This is a genomic window from Psychrosphaera ytuae (assembly GCF_017638545.1).
GTDB classification, from domain to species: Bacteria; Pseudomonadota; Gammaproteobacteria; order Enterobacterales; family Alteromonadaceae; genus Psychrosphaera; species Psychrosphaera ytuae.
Genome location: NZ_CP072110.1, coordinates 90,093 through 105,114, shown reverse-complemented (window position 1 = coordinate 105,114; position 15,022 = coordinate 90,093). Strand labels below are relative to the sequence as shown.

Below are 15,022 nucleotides of genomic sequence, written 5' to 3'. Positions count from 1 at the left end.
AGTCTATGTAGTTAATTGTTTTAGCAGTAAATCAGAAAGTGCCTTTAGCTGCAATGCATGCTCGACCGACATGTTTACTTTGCACATCAAAGCGTGTGGTACTGATTTAGCTTTGGCCTTTAGCTTTATGCCCTGCTCGGTCAAATGCAAAAACACTTTTCGCTCGTCTTTTTCTGAACGCACCTTATTGACCATTCCTTTGTCCTGTAGACGTTTTAGCAGAGGGGTTAAGGTGCCTGAGTCTAAGTGTAATTTGTCGCCAATTTGTTTAACCGTTATCGGCGAAGATTGCCACAACACCATCATCGTCATGTATTGCAAATACGTTAAGTCGAGTTCTTTTAACAACGGCTTGTACGCGCGTATGAGGGCATTACTTGCAGAATACAGTGAAAAGCACACTTGGTTTTCTATCTGTAAGCTTTTTTCTTCCACATCATCGCATCGAGTACTATCTTTCATGTGTCATCCAGTATTTGTATTGGGCTGGTTACTCGGTCTAAATAACAAGGTTAACCAATTTAAATTGCGCACAATTGAATTGCTCGCTATTATAAACAAAATATAGTTATTAAACACATTTAAAACAAGGGGAAGTAATATGTTTGAATCTACGCTAAGTACCGTATTTGAAACGTACAATTTTACACTTTGGGGCATGTGGCTTATTTTTGTCACTATTGTTGCACAAGCAATGATTGCAACTGTAGCGCACCGAAAACAAACGCAATATGTTCCTGGTATTGTTGATGACAAGCTGAGTCACGAATCATTTGTTTTTAGAAGCCACAGAACAATCCAGAACTCGCTAGAGAATATAGTACAGTTTATTGTACCTGCGATCTTGGCAATGCTTGTTGGTGCGGATGAAGGTTGGTTATCTGGCTTAGTTTGGACTTATGCTATCGCCCGTTTAATTCATATGGTTCTTTATTACGCCATTGCGACGGAGAAAAACCCAAGCCCACGTAGCTACTTCTATATCATTGGCTTGTTTGCCAACATTGGTGTTTTGGTTCTACTTGCCTCAGCGCTTGCAGCTTAATTCCAATTTTTAGATTATAAAAAAGGCCCTTCATCAAGGGCCTTTTGTATTTTTACAAGAGTACTTAAAATTACGCTTGTTCTGCAGCAATGTACTCATCAACAAACTGTTCTAGTACATTTAGCGGTACTGGACCGTTTTTCAAAATAACATCATGGTATTTGCGAATATCAAACTTGTCGCCAAGAGCTTTTTTGGCCTTTTCACGTAATTCGATAATTTTGATCATACCAATCTTGTACGCTGTCGCTTGTGAAGGCATTACAATGTGACGTTCTACCATCTTAACCGCATCCGAAACTGCGTTAGGCGTGTTATTCACGTAATAATCTATACCTTGCTGACGAGTCCACTTTTTAGCGTGGATACCAGTATCAACAACTAGACGACATGCGCGCCATAATTCCATCGCTAGACGACCGAAGTCAGAGTACGGGTTTTCGTAAAGACCGATTTCTTTTGGAATAAACTCAGAGTACAAGCCCCAACCTTCGGTATGCGCTGTGTAACCACCAAACTTGCGGAACTTTGGAATACCCTCTAGTTCTTGTTTGATAGCAATTTGCATGTGATGGCCTGGAATACCTTCGTGATAGGCAAGTGCTTCCAACTGATACGTTGGCATCGCTTCCATATCATAAAGGTTGGCGTAGTAAATACCTGGACGCGAACCATCTGGCGCAGGTTGCTGATAGAAAGCTTTACCTGCTGATTTTTCACGGAACGCTTCAACGGCTTTTACTTTCAACTCTGCTTTTGGCTTAGTTAAGAATAACGAGTCTAGGCGACCTTTCATGTCTTCAATAACACGTACCGCTTCGTCTAAGTATGCTTGTTTGCCTTCAGCCGTGTTCGGATAATAGAACTGCTCGTCATTACGCATAAATTCCATAAATGCAGCAAGATCGCCATCAAAGTTTACTTTGTCTTTGATTGCGCGCATTTCTTCATGAATACGGGCTACTTCAGAAAGACCAATATTGTGAATTTCTTCTGCGGTTAAATCAGTCGTTGTCGTACGAGCTAATGCGTTATTGAAAAACGTCTCGCCCTCAGGAAACTTCCAAGCACCATCACGGGTGTCCGCTTTAGTCTCTAACTCTTCTAGATACGATACCAAACGCTCATACCCTGGTTTGATGTTGTTGACTAATGCCGCTTTGGCCTTTTCGATTAGCTCGTCTTTTTTAACTTGGCTTAACTCTAATGCGTTTACTTTGCCAGTGAAATCAGCCAATAAAGTACTTGGCTCACCATCGTCGAAAGGTGCGCCAACAATGATGTTTTTGGAGTCACGAATAACGTGTGGAAACACAAACTTAGGAGCGATGATCCCCTTTGCTTCACGTACTTTTAATGCGTCAACAACTTGGTCAAGAACCGACTCAGCGCCTTCTAAACGTGCAATATAAGCCAAGGCTTCTTGTTCGTTTGCGATTGAGTGTTGGTTGATCAAAAACGCAGGAATCTGCGAATGAGTACCAAACATTTGGTTAACTGGGTATGAATGATGACGCCATTTGTAATCAGCGATTTCATTTTCTAGCTTTTGCACAAATAGCGTGTGACTCACCTTAGTTTGTGCATCTAGAGTAGAAGGGTCAATTGCCTTTATCTTAGCAAGGTTTTGTTTGCTGATTTCTAATTCTTTAGCGGCGTTTTCCTCTGACAAATCAAACCATTTATCGTAGTCATCCTTAATGCCTAGGTAAGTTTGATAAACCGGGTTTCGCATAACACCCGCCATAAAAATCTCATCAAATAACTGATTAGCGGCTTTAGATGCCTCCGCAACGGATTGAGTAGACTGAGTTGATGCTGACGTTGCTTGGTTTTGTTGAGTTGGTGAAGTTGATTCACCACAGGCGGTAAGGAAAAGTGCAGAGCACACCGCCGCACTTAATATCGTTTTTTTCATAAGTAGGTACTTCTTATTATCTTTTATTATTAAAAGTTAAAATCCGTACCCTTTTGACACAGCAAAAATCAAATTTCAAGGCAAGTACGTTAACTTGCCTCAAATTGCCGATGTATTGCGGTTATTTTGACCCGGCAGTTGCAGCGAGCTCTGCTTGTCGAATTAAAACTGCGAGCTCGCCTGACTCTTTCATCATTTTTATTTGATTGTCTACTTTTGGCACTAACGCTTCATTGGATTTGTGGAGATAGTGATAAAGAGGCTCTGTGGCTAATGGTTGATCTAAAGAAACGACATTATTGAGGCTCAAACGCTCAATCGCCACGAGCCCGTCAATCGTATTTGTTAAAGCGACATCTACTCGACCTTTGTCGACAAGTTTTAATATTTGTTTTGTATTGGTTAAGGCAACAACACTCTCTAGTCCTTTGGTGGCGTTTTCGGTGTGTTTAACACCTTTAACCACCGCAACCTTAAGGCCCTGGAGGTCTTTTATAGATTTGATGGGAATTTTTCTATTTTTATTTACAAACGCCATAGTTTGTAACTGGTAATAAGGTGTAGGAACGCGAATCACCCTATCATTATTATCGCCGTAACTTTCGATGCGCATTATTTCGCCGTCTATAAAACCCAAATATAATAGATTTTCGACTTTGTTAGCGGGCAGCGACTTAACTTCTACATTAAATCCAAGTCTTTGATAGACCTTAGGTAGTATTTTTTTGCCGACTTCTTGCTCAATAAGTCCTTGAATTGCACCTAATTGATAGGTTTTCGCGCTTATGCTCTCACTAAACACCAAAGCAACCAAAACAAGACTTAACAAAAATCGCAACATGTAACTTACCTTATTCAAATATATTAATCAGTTACAAGTATTAGACTAAAAATCAGATTTAACCAGTTTGAGTGTTTGATGACTTATATCTGAGTGTAAGTCGCTTAACAGTCTGACCAAACCGCAAACTCGTTACCACACGGCTCTTTAAAATGAAAACGCCTGCCTCCAGGAAAACTAAAAATAGGCTTTACGATATCACCACCAGCAGCTTCAATTTTTTGTTGTGTCGCCTCTAGGTTATTACTATAAAACACTAACAAAGCACTGCCGTTACGAGTGTCCGCACTCAGTGGCGCTTTAAAAAAACCACCATCTAAGCCCTGTCCGTTAAACGCAGTATATTCAGGTCCATAATCTTCAAATTTCCAACTAAAGGCTTGCTCAAAAAAAGCCTTTGTTTTGCTCAAGTCGACCGATGCAAACTCAACGTAATTTAATTTTTCGTGTTCTAACATAACAAATCCTTTGTGGTTTATAGATTTAGTCTTAGTTCAACCATTGTTATTTCACCCCAATCACTAGACAATATCAATAAAAACTCAGCATGGTAGTTATATGTGGTATTTACTTATCGTCACCTTAGTGTGGGCATTCTCATTTAGTTTAATTGGAGTTTATCTAAGGGGTGTCGATCCTTGGTTTTCGGTTTTATTAAGAGCAGGATTAGCAAGTCTTGTGTTTTTGCCATTTATCTCAATCGCCAACATCAAGCGTGATGTGATCATTAGGCTTTTGGGTATTGGGGCAATTCAACTCGGCTTGATGTATGGCTTTTATTACCACTCATTTTTGTATTTAACGGTGCCTGAAGTCTTATTGTTCACCATAATGACGCCGATTTATATTACCTTACTCAAAGACTTATTAGACCGCCAATTTAACCCAACGCCGCTGGCAGCTGCACTTGTTGCTGTTGCCGGAGCTTTACTGATCAGGTATGACACTTTAACCAGCGATTATTTATTTGGTATGTTTTTGGTGCAAGGTGCCAACCTTTGTTTTGCCTCTGGGCAAGTTTTCTACAAGAGGCTAATAGCCGCAAATTCTAATCTGACTCAGCACAATGTATTTGGACTTTTCTTCTTGGGAGCCTTTGCGTTTTCTGTACTTAGTTTTGTTTTATTTGGCAATGCAGAGCGCTTGCCAGCCACAACGACAGAATGGTCTGTATTGATCTACCTTGGGGTTGTTGCATCCGGACTTGGTTATTTTGCTTGGAATAAAGGAGCAACGATAGTCTCAGTCGGTCAATTAGCAGTGATGAATAATTTACTTATCCCTGCGGGGATAATTGTCAATGTCGCAATTTGGAATCGCGAAGCAGATTTGCTTCGCTTGACTCTAGGTGGTGTGATTATTTTAGCGGCCATGTTTATGGCAAAAAAATCACAATAATGAGGTGGATTTATATCTTCTTGATGGTGATATCAGCTTTTTCTTGTTCTGTTATTATTGACTCGATATGAGCAAGAATATCAGCACGCTTGGCCTTGAGTACAAAGTCAAATCCTTTGCCATTACCATCTAAAATAACGCTGATATAATTATCACCGACCGTTAAAGTAGATATCCGCGAAAGCTCTATTTCTTCTTCAATTGATGACGATACTTTCATTACACCTTTAAATTGGCGAAAGATAAGTAAGTCGCCTACTCGTTGAATAACCGATTGCGGTTTGTATCTATCGAGAAAGTCTTTTGAAAAGTAATAAGAAAACAACCAGCTGTAACAGGCACCTAGGATAGCAAAACCACTGCCCTCTTGGTCTTTGTGCCAAAGATAAAACCCATAACCCAAAAACACAAACGCCAACACTTGTAAAAAGCGTTGGAACTGGTTGTCAGTTGATAAAAATGATTTTTGCATACTTATATCTGGTACTACTTTAATTTTAACAGACCGACCAATACACAAATTCCGCCACCGACTAGGCCAATCCAAGCTTCTTTTGGAGTATCGCCATTTACTAAACGCGTCACTTGAGCGCTGGCTGAGTCATAAACATCGTAACCCCATAACAACAAAGCAATACCTGCTACCAGTAATACGATTCCAATAATTCTATTCATTATAAGCTCCTGTTTTTCAGCTAAGGCAACAATATCACAGTATTTACCGTATCAATAACAAACTGTTACGTTTTTATTGTTTTTCCACAATAGTGAAAACTGGTATTCTGCGCCCAATGAATTACTGAGTAAACACTTGGAAAATAGATCTACATTAAAAGGAATTATTATGGTTTTTCAAACAGATCCAAAGGTATTCATTGCCTTACTTTCACCGTTAGTTATTTCGGGTTGTTACTCAACACCCTATGTCAAGAATGACACCAAACGCCTCATTACCCCGGAAATTCATTCAGAGCCTTTTAAAGTCACCTTGGCTGCTGCAGCATCAAAATCAGATGAAATAACCCCAAGATATGATGAATTGAACGTAAATGATGGCGACTTATCCATCGAAGCAAGAATGACTACTGGTGGTGGAGGTGAAATATTCATCTCCTCTGGTGAAGTAGAAGGTGCGGGGTTTGTCTACCAATTTATGGGCGAACACTTTGATGTTGCTCCTGTTCACAACATATCAGCGGCCATATCAGCTGGATATTACAGATTTAAGTCAGACCAAGTAGCCAGTGACGACTATACGGGTTGGGAAGTTGAACAGCACATGGTTGACGTATCTCTAATTGCTGGTTTTCGCACACATGACAGAGGCTTATTATTCGCTAGTGTCTTTTATCGGGGCGGTGATATTGATGTCAACGTTATTCCAGAATTAAGTGAGCAAGACGAGCTATCATCATACTTCTATCGCAGAATATTTACCTGTGACGATTTGTCAGACAATTGTACTGGTAATCAATTCGAAGCAACGAGCCAAATCAGTGGCTTCAATTTTGGTTATCGTCATGATTTTTACAAATGGTTATCACTGACCGGTGAGATTGTTTATTATCAAGAAGACGTTTTTGACAAGAAGCAATCTGACCAAGCGATTAACTTCAAAGTCGGCTTTCACTTTTAATTATTGATTTACCTACACCCAGCCTGAGTGTCTAATTAAAATTAGACACTCTAATTGCCATCGCATCACAATCATTATAACTCTGATCAATATAAGCTCGAAGTGGATAACCCAAAGAGATATCAAAGGTAGGTAATTGAGTATTTGATTTAGTTTCAGAGAATTGTATCGGCAAGCTTGCTAACTCTCTTAGTTGAAGCTGAAAGACTTCGTCAATCGTAAGCCCTAATCGATTTTCGGTTTGTTGATCAGTCCCTGTGTAATAGACTCGGCTCACCTCACCGTCTTCTACATAAACATCAACACTTGGCAGCGCATCGGCGGTTGGACAATCTCCCGGTGTTACAGAATACGTGAACGAGTAGTCAATGAGTCCCGCGGCTCTCCACTCGCTTTGGTTGCTTTTAATCAGTTGTTCTATTTGTTCATAGTCTACATTGTCGCTCGCATCACCACAGCCTGTTAGCGAGAACGCCGCGAACATCATCAAGGTGAAGCTTCTTCGTTGAATGCGCATATATTCCCTCCCTAAACTATACATCGAATTGATATTTGGCTTGCCCGTGCTCACCAGACTCAAACCGTCCACATCCTGTCAATTGCGATAGTCCTTCTGTACCTGCGCCTTCAACTACAGTGAACTCGCTGCTTGCAACGCCATTTTTAAATGTCCCGGTATGTTGAAACGTTACACTTCCCGAGACTTGGCCTATCTTGCCAGTAAACACTTCAAAGCCGACAAATACAGCTTCTGCAGATGATTGATAGGACATTAAGTACTGAACTTCACTGGTGCCCTCAAAATCACCTTGATAGTTTTGGGTTATTTTAGCCAAACTCTTTTTCTGCTCATCAGGTCCATTTTGATAGTTGTTTTCGTCCCAACCTGTAATTTGAAATACCCCTTCCATATCTAAATCCTTTCATATTTTTTTATTAGTTACGTTCTAACTAGTCCGAATGTAACGCTTCAATGGGATTTAACCTCGATGCTTTAATCGCCGGAAAAGCACCAAACGCTACACCGACAAGCATACAGATTGATAAACTCAACACTATAGCCCACATAGACCACGTCACGGCCCATTGAGAATAATAGCCAATGACCTCTGAAAGTAAGAGTCCAAACACAACCCCAAGAACCCCACCTAACACTGAAATTACAAAACTTTCTGTTATAAATTGTAATTTGATATCACGTTGTGTCGCACCGACCGCTCTTAACAGTCCTATTTCTTTGGTTCGCTCAAGTACATTAGCCAGCATGATATTCATGATGCCAATACCACCAACCAACAATGAAATCCCCGCAACGCAAGCCATTACGATGTTAAATATTTGCTGGGTTTGCTTTTGTTGAGCTAACAGCTCTGACGGGATCACCAAGGTGTAATCCTCCGTTTCTCCGTGACGAACTTTGAGTAATTGCGACACGGCTTTTGCTGCTAAAACGGGGTCGTAGTTCTTATCGACAGCAAGTTTAATTACGTCCAATTCACTGCTCAAATATTCGTTGTTAAACTTTTTGATGCTAGTGGATAAAGGCACAAAAATTCGATTGCGGTCACCACCTAATTTAACCCCTTGGAAATCATTTTTATTGAGCTTAGGAAGGTGTAAAACACCAACGACCTGAAGCCACACATGATTGATTTTTACAAATTGCCCTACTGCAGATTGGCCTGGAAATAACTGACTTGCAGAATCAGATCCCAATACCGCTACTTGCGCGACATTTAAGTCGTCGCTAGACGTCAAAAACCGCCCCTCAGCCAAAACCGCATTAGTCAACGAGAAATAACTATCTGACACCCCTACGGCCTCAGAACTAGACTTAGCGGCGTCGCTATACACTGCGTATGTTTTGATCCGCTTTTCTGCGCTATAGCCGGTAACAAACGGTAGTGTCTGTAGAGCCGCTTCAACGTCTGCCATATTTAGACCCAAAGATTCCTCCCGGATCTCTTTTAGTTCGTTACGTTGGTATTCTTTTCCCTCTATGATGAGATTGTGAACGCCCATGGAGTCGATTAGTTTTAGCGCTTCTTTTTCGGCTCCTTCACCAATGTTTAACATTGCGATAACGGCACCAACGCCAAAAATCATCCCTAACAACGTCAGCAGAGTTCTTAGTTTTTGTGATGCAAGTTCGTGTATTGCATCTAACACGAGTGGTTTTAACTTTTCCATTGTTGTTTATCCATTACTACTGAGTTCGGGTTGACTCAAAGCGATTTTATCTCCGACCTGCAAGCCCTGCGAAATTTCAACAAAGTAGAGGTTTTTGTTACCAGTTTGCACGACTTGTTTTACAAACTGATCGCCTTGTTTTTTATATACAAAGTTCTGTTCGTTTTCGTTGTGAATAGCTTGGATTGGCACTTTGATTAATTCGTTATATCGGTTAACACTGACCTTAGCCGACAATTTACGACCGGGTCTAAATACACTATCGCCAGACTGCTGTAGCTCGACCGTAACATCGTAATATTTCACTGGGTTGCCTCGCTCAATAGTACGAGCAAACGCAGCCACCTGCTTTACTTTTCCTGAAAACTTTTGGTCCGGAAAAGCATCTAAGGTCAAGGCCACATTTTGTCCCTCTTCTAAACCAATCGCTTGCTTTTCAAGGACATATAACTTTGCCTGCATTTTTTGTAAATTGGGGATCCTGGCGATGGGATTACCAGGAAATATCGACTGTCCCAACACTGGTTTTTCACCGCGCCAATTTCTGGTGTACACCAACAAGCCATCAAACGGTGCAACAACTTCAAGCTGTTTTAAAGCGCTTTCGTGACGTTTCATTTGCGCAGCATGGCCTTCTTTTCGAATGTTTAAAACATCAACTGCGCTTTGGCTTTGTTCACTGATACTGCCTTTTTTCCAATCCAAAAACTCATCTTTGGCGTTGAGAAACTCAGTGTTTTCCATCGACTCTATTATTTCTAATTGACTATAAATCCTAAGATCGTCAATGGAATAACTTTGTGAAAATTCAAACTCTTCACTGACTAAATCTTTTTCTGCGTTAACTTCCGCTTCTTGTTGCGACTTTTCGGCGTATTTGCCTTGCATGTCTTTAGCAATAAGCTCCATCTCTAGTTGCTCTTTGCGTTTTTGTAACGTCAGACTTTCTGCGTCAAATCTCGCGATAACTTGACCTTTTTTGACGTGAATAAACTCTTGTTCCATCCAGGCCAGAGTCATCGGCTGTTGACTTGGGTTTGAAATGACCTCAGCTTCTGCGGCTTCGAGTTCACCTAAAGCGGGGACCTCGATGATCAAATCAGTTTGGCCCACTTGATACGTGGGCGTCGACTCGACTTGCTCTGAACAGCCCGTAATAACGGATAAAACAAACATCCAAGGTGCCAGTATTAAAGGTTTTTTAGTACTCATAAAGTTTAATGTTTTCATTACGTATCCGACCCTTTTTCAACTAGTTGGGCGAGTGTGATCTCTGGCTGTTCTTGTGTTTCATCCACTTCTAACAACTCTACTTTACCTTGCATACCTGGGCGCATGATTGATGGGTCTATATTGCCTAAACTTATATATGCATCGAACACAATGCGTTTGTTTTGTCTTGATTTGTTTTTGAAGGCTTGGCCAAGCGAGGTAATTTTGCCAGTGAAGGGCAATTCAGGATATGCGTCTAACGTTACTTTGACGGGTCGGCCAATCGCTACTTTTGTTAGATCTGGCTCGTCAAATTGAGCTTCCAATACGATGTCATCCAGCGAGGGTATGGTCATAATTTGTTGACCTTGCCACACGCTATCACCCACCGCTGTTTTTTCGCCGTCGTTATTTGGCACATACATCACAATGCCATCTTTCGGAGCAAGTACATTTAGCTTTTTAATATCCGTTTGTATTCTGGCTACGTCCGCTTCCAGTCTAGTCACTTTTGATTGTGTGACGTCAGTGTTTACTGTTTTACTCTCAAAGAAATTGTCTAAGACTTGCTGCGCCTGAGCAAATTGCAACTGAGCAATTTTGTGTTGTTTTTGCTGTTTGGCGCGTTCGATCCCTGAAATTGACGCATCGACAATCTCGGCTTTTCTTTTTTCTTTATCGAGGTTCTTTTTGGCTTCAGCCAATGCCAAGCGCAAGTCCTGTTCTTTTTGCTCTTGCTCTAAGCCTTCTTTTTCTTGTTCTTTTAAGGCGGCGCTCAACTGACTTTGTTTGGACATCAGGTTATTTTTTAGCTGTTGACTGTCAAACCTTACGATGACGTCACCTTTTTTAACTGATTGATTTTCACTTGCCAAAAATTGAACTTTGTATTGCCACATAGTCGTCACCGAAGGTGGTGAAATCGTCACTGTGTTTTCCGATACTAAAGTTGCAGTAGCTGTTAATGGCTCCGCAGTAAATGAAGAAACTTGTTCTTGTTTAGTTTCATTACAGCCCGTCAACGCTATACTCATCGCAAAAAATAAGCTCGATAGTTTGAGGTATTTATTTTGATTCATTGTACGGACTCCTGTCTGGCAACATCTGAATCGAGCTCAACCATTACTCGAGCACTCATACCTGGCAAAAGGTTGAGGCTAGGCTGTTGGGTGAACTTGAGTTGGACTTCGTGATAATTGCTATCACTCCACTCGGTTTTTGCTTCCGATTGGCTTGCTACTTTAACAATCGTCGCTTCGAATGCTTGACCTTGATATGCGTCTAAAGAAACCGTGGCGGCTTGCCCCTCTGCAACTTTATTTACATCAATTTCGTGTATCCACGCTTTTACTAGGTAGTCACCTGAACCCTGAACTAACATCACTTGCATAGATTGTTGAACTGTCGTTCCTGCCGTAATTTTAGTGCGCATCCAAGGGTGCATCATATAGCTAACTTGCCCTTCGATTTGCGCTTTAACTGTTGTTCGCTCCAAAGTACGTTCAAGTTGCGCGAGTGTTTCTTCGATTTTTGTAATTTCTATTTTTTGCTTTTCTAAGCCGACCCATTGCTCTTTTTGTTTTACTTTAAGCTCTTCTTCCGCTTTGATCTTTTGTACCAAAGCCTTTTCTAACGCTAATTTGTAGCGCCCTTTGTCATAGTTACTGACATCAGACGATTGAATGGTCGCCTCGATTTCGGCCTTTTCGACTTCAAGCTTAGCGATGGCTAGTTTTCCTTCCGCCACCACGACTGCTTGTTTTAATGCGACGGTTTGTTTTTCTAATTGGAGCCTTTGTGATGCAAGTTGTTCTTGATTTTGTTGAATCTGATTTTTTACGCTGCCCGCATCAAACAGCACAATCAAATCTCCTTGTTTAGCAATCGTCCCCTCTTCGGCCATCCACTGAACCTGAATTTGCCAGCGATCTGTCATGGGTGCAGATACAAGTTGTTGCTTTGATGAGGAGATCTGCCCAGTAAATAACAACGGCTGTTGAAGGTTTCTGATCACAAGCTCGGTGTTACTAGGTGATACTGTAGTAGATGTATTAGTAGCGGATGTATTGGTTGACTCAGCAAAAGCAAGGGTTGGTAAAACTAAGCTTAATCCTATCCATGTCAAAGCCTGAGTCACTGGCTTTAATTTGCCAGGGGAGCTTTTTGAAATGACTTGCTTCATGACTATGCAACCCTCGCTTGAGATTCTGAAATGACTTGGCCATCACGCATTGTGATCACACGCTCAGCATATTCGGCAATATCATCTTCATGCGTCACCATAACAATAGTTTGGCCTTGCTGATGTAACTCAGTCAGCAGTGACATAATTTCCACTGAAGTTTTGCTGTCTAAATTACCTGTCGGCTCATCTGCCAATATAACGCTGGGTTGGTTGATTAGCGCTCGAGCAATCGCTACTCGTTGACGTTGACCGCCCGACATTTCAAAGGGCTTGTGGTACATGCGATGTTCTAACCCCACTCGTTTAAGGAGTTGTATCGCTCGCTCAGTCGCTTCCTCGTCTGAAATATCACTGTATCGCATGGGTAGTTTAACGTTGCCAATGGCATCTAACTTGGGGAGTAAGTGAAAGGTTTGAAAAATAAACCCTATGTGTTCATTGCGAATTTTAGATAACGCTTCGTCGGACATGGATGCGACGTTTTGACCATTTAACAAATATTCTCCATTACTCGGTGCATCCAAACACCCCAGAATATTCATTAACGTTGACTTTCCTGATCCCGAACTGCCCATAAAGGCGACAAACTCGTTTTCTTTAACCTCTAAGGTAACACCGTTTAGGGCTCTTACCACCTCGTCGCCATTAGAAAACGACTTTTCGATATTGTTGATCTTTAGCATGACTTCCAACTGTCTTGTGTGTATGAACTTAGTCTAATCCAATTTATATTTAAAAGATTGTACAAAATTTAAATATACGACCGTTCACCATAATATAAAGTTCAAAAAAAAACGCCGAAAGTCGACGTTTTTTATTTAATTAACTCAATGAAATTAATAACTATTTCATTTCAGCAATTTTACCTTTCCACATTGCAGGTCCCGTTTCATGAACGTTGTTACCTGTGCTGTCTACCGCTACCGATACTGGCATATCTTCAACTTCAAATTCGTAAATTGCTTCCATACCTAGGTCATCAAATGCAACAACACGTGACTTTTTGATCGCCTTAGATACTAAATAAGCCGCGCCACCAACAGCCATTAGATAAACTGCGCCGTGTTTCGCAATTGAATCTACGGTTGCAGGACCACGTTCGGCTTTACCAATCATGCCGGCTAAGCCTGTTTGTTCAAGCATTAGATCTGTGAATTTGTCCATACGCGTTGCTGTAGTCGGACCTGCCGGACCTACTACTTCATCGCCTACTGCATCAACAGGACCTACGTAATAAATAAAACGACCATTGAAGTCTACGCCTTCTGGTAAACCTTCGCCCTTGTCTAGCATATCTTTGATACGCTTATGCGCTGCATCACGACCAGTTAGGATCTTACCGCTTAACAATACTGTATCGCCCGCTTTCCACGTTGCGATTTCTTCTTTAGTAATGTTGTCCACGTTAACACGGCGAACGTTTTCGCCAAGTTCCCATGTCACTTCAGGCCAGTCTTCTAATTTAGGTGGAACTAGGTTCGCTGGACCACTGCCATCAAGGTGGAAATGAACGTGACGGGTCGCGGCACAGTTAGGGATCATAACTACTGGCTTTGACGCTGCGTGTGTTGGTGCAGATTTAACTTTAATATCAACAACGGTTGTTAAACCACCTAAACCTTGAGCACCAATACCTAAGGCATTCACTGCTTCTAATAAGTCTAAGCGCAGTTGCTCGTCAGATGTTTCTGCACCTTTTTCAATAAGATCTTGGATATCAACAGGATCCATTAAAGATTCTTTTGCCATCACTGCTGCTTTTTCGGCCGTACCACCAATACCTATACCTAACATGCCAGGTGGACACCAACCCGCGCCCATTGTCGGCAGAGTTTTAGTAACCCATTCTACGATGTCGTCAGATGGGTTTAACATTGCCATTTTTGATTTGTTTTCTGAACCGCCGCCTTTTGCCGCAATCATAACTTCAACCTGGTTACCCGGAACCATGTCAATGTGAACAACCGAAGGAGTGTTGTCTTTAGTGTTTTTACGTGCACCATTTGGGTCTGAAACAATCGACGCACGAAGCGGGTTATCTGGGTTTAGATAAGCTCTGCGTGTGCCTTCATCAACCATTTGTTGAACCGTCATATCGGTTTTGTCCCACTGAACTTCCATGCCTATTTTGACAAAACAAGTTACAATACCCGTATCCTGACAGATTGGGCGATGCCCCTCTGCTGACATTCTTGAGTTAATAAGGATTTGCGCCATTGCGTCTTTGGCCGCTGGGTTTTGTTCTTTGTGGTAGGCTTTTTCAACCGCTTGAACATAGTCAAGTGGGTGATAGTACGACATGTACTGAAGTGCATCTGCAATACTGTCGATTAAGTCTTGTTGGCGAATAACCGTCATAACGACCTCTGTTCTGAAACTGTTTTGTTGATAGTTTTTATTGACCCAGTTTTATAGAAATGGGTTTGTGTTTGATTATATTCAGCCTAGCAAATTTTAATCAAAAAACGGCCGTTAACTGCGCGTTTTTTATAAAATTCTCTAATTGCTGAATTTTAGTGATAAGAATGATACTCTGCGCCGTAATGTAAACCAACTAATTATCCAGTAAAAGTTTTTATAAACTGTTTATTTTGTTG

The 15,022-nt window shown here is 41.3% G+C and carries 17 protein-coding genes; 3 read left to right on the top strand and 14 right to left on the bottom strand.

Translation table 11 applies throughout. The features are described 5' to 3' along the window. Positions 1–3: 3 nt before the first annotated feature. Complete coding sequence (locus J1N51_RS00510) at positions 4–462, bottom strand: MarR family winged helix-turn-helix transcriptional regulator (RefSeq protein WP_208832070.1); 459 nt, start codon at positions 460–462, stop codon at positions 4–6. Positions 463–601: 139 nt separating this feature from the next. Between J1N51_RS00510 and J1N51_RS00505 the strand changes: the two genes are divergently transcribed. Further along, positions 602–1,045, top strand: coding sequence for an MAPEG family protein (locus J1N51_RS00505; RefSeq protein WP_208832069.1), 444 nt, complete (start codon positions 602–604; stop codon positions 1,043–1,045). A gap of 70 nt (positions 1,046–1,115) precedes the next feature. Here J1N51_RS00505 and J1N51_RS00500 read toward each other — a convergent pair whose 3' ends face one another. From J1N51_RS00500 to J1N51_RS00490, 3 genes are all read right to left on the bottom strand, one after another. Beyond that, positions 1,116–2,963, bottom strand: coding sequence for a DUF885 domain-containing protein (locus tag J1N51_RS00500; protein WP_208832068.1), 1,848 nt, complete (start codon positions 2,961–2,963; stop codon positions 1,116–1,118). 121 nt (positions 2,964–3,084) lie between these two features. Beyond that, positions 3,085–3,804, bottom strand: coding sequence for a substrate-binding periplasmic protein (locus tag J1N51_RS00495; protein WP_208832067.1), 720 nt, complete (start codon positions 3,802–3,804; stop codon positions 3,085–3,087). Positions 3,805–3,908: 104 nt separating this feature from the next. Then, on the bottom strand, positions 3,909–4,262 hold the full coding sequence (locus J1N51_RS00490) for a VOC family protein (protein ID WP_208832066.1): 354 nt from the start codon (positions 4,260–4,262) through the stop codon (positions 3,909–3,911). Between the two features lie 100 nt (positions 4,263–4,362). Between J1N51_RS00490 and J1N51_RS00485 the strand changes: the two genes are divergently transcribed. Next, on the top strand, positions 4,363–5,202 hold the full coding sequence (locus J1N51_RS00485; RefSeq protein ID WP_208832065.1) for an EamA family transporter: 840 nt from the start codon (positions 4,363–4,365) through the stop codon (positions 5,200–5,202). Between the two features lie 10 nt (positions 5,203–5,212). Here J1N51_RS00485 and J1N51_RS00480 read toward each other — a convergent pair whose 3' ends face one another. Both J1N51_RS00480 and J1N51_RS00475 read right to left on the bottom strand, forming a co-directional pair. After that, positions 5,213–5,674: a hypothetical protein gene (locus J1N51_RS00480; RefSeq protein WP_208832064.1), complete on the bottom strand. Its 462-nt coding sequence runs from the start codon at positions 5,672–5,674 to the stop codon at positions 5,213–5,215. A gap of 14 nt (positions 5,675–5,688) precedes the next feature. After that, a complete protein-coding gene (locus tag J1N51_RS00475; RefSeq protein WP_408635865.1) occupies positions 5,689–5,877 on the bottom strand; it encodes a DUF3185 family protein in 189 nt (62 codons plus the stop codon). 169 nt (positions 5,878–6,046) lie between these two features. Here J1N51_RS00475 and J1N51_RS00470 point away from each other — a divergent pair, with 169 nt between their 5' ends. Continuing rightward, complete coding sequence (locus J1N51_RS00470; protein ID WP_208832063.1) at positions 6,047–6,838, top strand: hypothetical protein; 792 nt, start codon at positions 6,047–6,049, stop codon at positions 6,836–6,838. 31 nt (positions 6,839–6,869) lie between these two features. Here the strand turns inward: J1N51_RS00470 and J1N51_RS00465 are convergent, their stop codons facing one another. From J1N51_RS00465 to J1N51_RS00430, 8 genes are all read right to left on the bottom strand, one after another. Then, positions 6,870–7,355, bottom strand: coding sequence for a DUF6174 domain-containing protein (locus tag J1N51_RS00465; protein ID WP_208832062.1), 486 nt, complete (start codon positions 7,353–7,355; stop codon positions 6,870–6,872). A 16-nt stretch (positions 7,356–7,371) separates the two neighbouring features. Continuing rightward, positions 7,372–7,749, bottom strand: coding sequence for a DUF3224 domain-containing protein (locus J1N51_RS00460; protein ID WP_208832061.1), 378 nt, complete (start codon positions 7,747–7,749; stop codon positions 7,372–7,374). 40 nt (positions 7,750–7,789) lie between these two features. Further along, positions 7,790–9,028 carry an ABC transporter permease gene (locus J1N51_RS00455; protein WP_208832060.1) on the bottom strand — a complete coding sequence of 413 codons (1,239 nt, stop codon included), beginning with the start codon at positions 9,026–9,028 and terminating at the stop codon, positions 7,790–7,792. A gap of 6 nt (positions 9,029–9,034) precedes the next feature. Then, positions 9,035–10,258: an efflux RND transporter periplasmic adaptor subunit gene (locus J1N51_RS00450; protein WP_232842828.1), complete on the bottom strand. Its 1,224-nt coding sequence runs from the start codon at positions 10,256–10,258 to the stop codon at positions 9,035–9,037. Then, positions 10,258–11,319, bottom strand: a complete 1,062-nt coding sequence (locus tag J1N51_RS00445) for an HlyD family secretion protein (protein WP_208832059.1) — start codon at positions 11,317–11,319, stop codon at positions 10,258–10,260. The genes J1N51_RS00450 and J1N51_RS00445 overlap by 1 nt, the downstream gene beginning before the upstream one ends. Next, the gene (locus tag J1N51_RS00440; protein WP_208832058.1) at positions 11,316–12,422 is read right to left on the bottom strand and encodes an HlyD family secretion protein; all 1,107 of its coding nucleotides are present in this window, start codon (positions 12,420–12,422) and stop codon (positions 11,316–11,318) included. The genes J1N51_RS00445 and J1N51_RS00440 overlap by 4 nt, the downstream gene beginning before the upstream one ends. Positions 12,423–12,424: 2 nt before the next feature. Then, complete coding sequence (locus J1N51_RS00435) at positions 12,425–13,108, bottom strand: ABC transporter ATP-binding protein (protein ID WP_208832057.1); 684 nt, start codon at positions 13,106–13,108, stop codon at positions 12,425–12,427. A gap of 160 nt (positions 13,109–13,268) precedes the next feature. Continuing rightward, the gene (locus J1N51_RS00430; RefSeq protein WP_208832056.1) at positions 13,269–14,783 is read right to left on the bottom strand and encodes a fumarate hydratase; all 1,515 of its coding nucleotides are present in this window, start codon (positions 14,781–14,783) and stop codon (positions 13,269–13,271) included. Positions 14,784–15,022 lie beyond the last annotated feature (239 nt).